This window comes from Pseudomonas sp. GM49 (genome assembly GCF_000282355.1).
GTDB lineage: Bacteria > Pseudomonadota > Gammaproteobacteria > Pseudomonadales > Pseudomonadaceae > Aquipseudomonas.
In genome coordinates, this window is the sequence record NZ_AKJL01000325.1 from 1 (window position 1) to 2737 (window position 2737).

The 2737-nt window shown below is 61.9% G+C and carries 3 protein-coding genes; 1 reads left to right on the plus strand and 2 read right to left on the minus strand.

Features of this window, described 5'->3' with window-relative positions; all coding sequences use genetic code 11:
* Positions 1–57 precede the first annotated feature (57 nt).
* On the minus strand, positions 58–711 hold the full coding sequence (locus PMI29_RS01460) for a peroxiredoxin (protein ID WP_008004181.1): 654 nt from the start codon (positions 709–711) through the stop codon (positions 58–60).
* A 123-nt stretch (positions 712–834) separates the two neighbouring features.
* The gene (locus tag PMI29_RS01455; protein ID WP_008004182.1) at positions 835–1653 is read right to left on the minus strand and encodes an aldo/keto reductase; all 819 of its coding nucleotides are present in this window, start codon (positions 1651–1653) and stop codon (positions 835–837) included.
* Between the two features lie 243 nt (positions 1654–1896).
* Between PMI29_RS01455 and PMI29_RS01450 the strand changes: the two genes are divergently transcribed.
* A complete protein-coding gene (locus PMI29_RS01450) occupies positions 1897–2685 on the plus strand; it encodes an alpha/beta hydrolase (RefSeq protein ID WP_008004184.1) in 789 nt (262 codons plus the stop codon).
* The last annotated feature ends 52 nt before the right edge of the window (positions 2686–2737 follow it).

The window sequence follows — 2737 nt, forward strand, 5'->3', positions numbered from 1 at the left end:
GGAGCGGCGGTGCGGCGATCCGACTTGCCCGCGAAGGCGGTTTCAGGGCTGCCGAGGTTACTTCGGCTGAGCCACCGTCCGCAGATACGGCTTCAGTGTCTTGAAACCATCCGGGTATTTCTTCTTCGCTTCTTCATCAGACACCGACGTCGGGATGATCACATCCTCACCCGGCCGCCAGTTCACCGGCGTGGCGACGGTGTGCCTGGCATTCAGTTGCAGGGAATCGAGCAGGCGCAGCACTTCGTCAAAGTTGCGTCCGGCGCTCATCGGGTAGATCAGCATGGCCTTGACCTTCTTGTCCGGGCCGACGATGAACACCGAACGCACCGTGGCGTTGTCCACTGCCGTGCGCGCGCCGCCGCTGGCATTGGGGTGGATCATGTCGTAGAGCTTGGCCACCACCAGGTTTTCATCGCCGATCAGCGGATAGTTGACCGCGCTGCCCTGGGTCTCGGCGATGTCACCGACCCAGCGGTTGTGGTCACTGACCGGGTCGACGCTGAGGCCGATGACCTTGGTGTTGCGCTTGTCGAATTCCGGCTTGAGTTTGGCCAGGTAACCCAGTTCGGTGGTGCACACCGGGGTGAAATCCTTGGGATGGGAAAACAGGATGGCCCACCCATCGCCGATCCACTGGTGAAAATTGAGGGTGCCTTCGGTGGTGTCGGCGGTGAAATCCGGTGCTTCGTCGCCAATGCGAATTGCCATGTTCGATCTCCTTGCAGTAATGGACAGGGACGCCGCCAGAACAACGAATGAACTGCCAGCGGCATGGACGCGAATCAGTATAGGAGAGGTTCGACGACTCGCCGTAACGGGTTGAACACGTCGCTAGCCCACCAGCGCAATCAGTTGCTGGCGCTGGGCATCGGTCAGCATCGGGCCGAAACCGGCCCGGGCATTTTCCGCCATGTAGCGCGGGTTGCCGGTGCCCGGAATCACGCAGGTCACCGCCGAATGCGACAGCAGGAACTTCAGCGCCAGTTGCGGCCAGCTCTTGACCCCGACTTGCGCCGCCCAGCCCGGTAGCGGTTTTTCCTTCAGCCTGGCTAACAAGCCGCCACCGCCGAACGGCCGGTTGCAAATCACCGCCACCCCACGCTCGCGGCACAACGGCAGCAGGCGTTTCTCGACACCGCGATCATCCAGCGCGTAGTTGATCTGCAAAAAATCCAGCGGCTCGGCCTTGAGTACCGCTTCCACTTCTTCATAGGCCGACGCCGTGTAATGGGTGATGCCGATGTAGCGAATGCGCCCTTTTTCCTTCCAGTGGCGCAGGGTCGGCAGGTGCGTCTGCCAGTCCAGCAGGTTGTGGATCTGCATCAGGTCGATCCGGTCGGTCTGCAGCAGGGCGAAGGATTGCTCCATCTGCGCGATGCCTTCTTCGCGGCCCCGGGTCCACACCTTGGTGGCCAGGAACGCCGGCGAGCGCGGCTCATGAATCGACAGCAGTTCGCCGGTGGTCTGTTCGGCGCGACCGTACATCGGCGAGCTGTCGATGAGCTTGCCACCCTTGTCGAACAACGCATCCAGCACTGCGGGCAAATCTTTGCAGGCCGGTTGCGAAGGCTCGACATCGAATCCGCGATAAGTGCCCAACCCTACGATCGGCAAGGACTCGTTGCTGGAAGGAATGGCGCGGGTCTGCATGGTCTAGCCTCCTGTTCCCGTCGACGGCGCCAGTTGCGCACCTGCCGTAGACCGCCGAAGCACCGGCAGTCAGCGTGAGTATTTCTCTATGGATCAACCCTCAGGATGGCTCATAAAACGCTTCTCACCAGTCGCCGGGATTCGGCCCATCGCGTCGACACTCCGGATAACCCGCGCCATGAGTCGATTGACTACACTCTGAAAGCCTTCCGGCAGTAGCCGCGTTCTAACCCCGAGCAGTCAATGCCGCCCACTAACGTTAGTCGAATGTCGCGCACCCTGGTGTTACTCATCGTCATCGTCGCTGCGTTGTACCTGGCGCTGTGCGTGGCGCTGTTCGTGTTTCAACGGGCACTTATTTACTACCCGCAGCCTCGCGCCGTCGGGACATCCGGGGCGCTGCTCACCCTGCCGGTCGCCGACGCACAGGTGCTGGTCTCCGTCCGCCCTCACGAGGGTCCCAACGCGCTGATTTATTTTGGCGGCAATGCCGAAGACGTCTCGCGCAACTTGCCCGAGTTCTCCCAAGCGTTCCCTGACTACGCCCTGTACCTGCTGCATTACCGTGGCTATGGCGGGAGTTCCGGCTCGCCTTCCGAAGAGGCCATTGCCCGCGATGCCATCACGTTGTTCGACCAGGTGCATGCCAGCCATCCGCATGTGGCGGTGGTCGGACGCAGCCTGGGTTCGGGCGTTGCCGTGCGCCTGGCCAGCCAGCGCCCGGTGGCACGGCTGGTATTGATCACGCCCTACAACAGCCTCGAAGGGCTCGCCGCCCGACAGTTCCGCTGGTTTCCGGTGCGCTGGTTGTTGAAGGACAAATACCCGTCCTGGCAGTACGCTTCCCGCATCACGGTGCCGACTCGCCTGATTGCCGCCGAGCATGATGAAGTGATTCCGCGTTCGAGCACCGAGCGTTTGTACACACACTTCGCCAAAGGCGTGGCGTCACTGCAGGTGATACCGGGTACGGGGCATAACTCGATCAGCGAAAGCCCGGAGTACATAAAGGTGCTGGGGGATGGGTTGTAGCGGCAACACCAGTGTTTGTGGCGAGGGGGCTTGTCGGCCGCCGCACCGCCCC

What these genes read in the sequence shown, in the direction of transcription:
- PMI29_RS01460 (WP_008004181.1), bottom strand. Translation starts at nt 711, where the DNA reads ATGGCAATTCGCATTGGCGACGAAGCACCGGATTTCACCGCCGACACC.
- PMI29_RS01455 (WP_008004182.1), bottom strand. Translation starts at nt 1,653, where the DNA reads ATGCAGACCCGCGCCATTCCTTCCAGCAACGAGTCCTTGCCGATCGTA.
- PMI29_RS01450 (WP_008004184.1), top strand. Translation starts at nt 1,897, where the DNA reads ATGCCGCCCACTAACGTTAGTCGAATGTCGCGCACCCTGGTGTTACTC.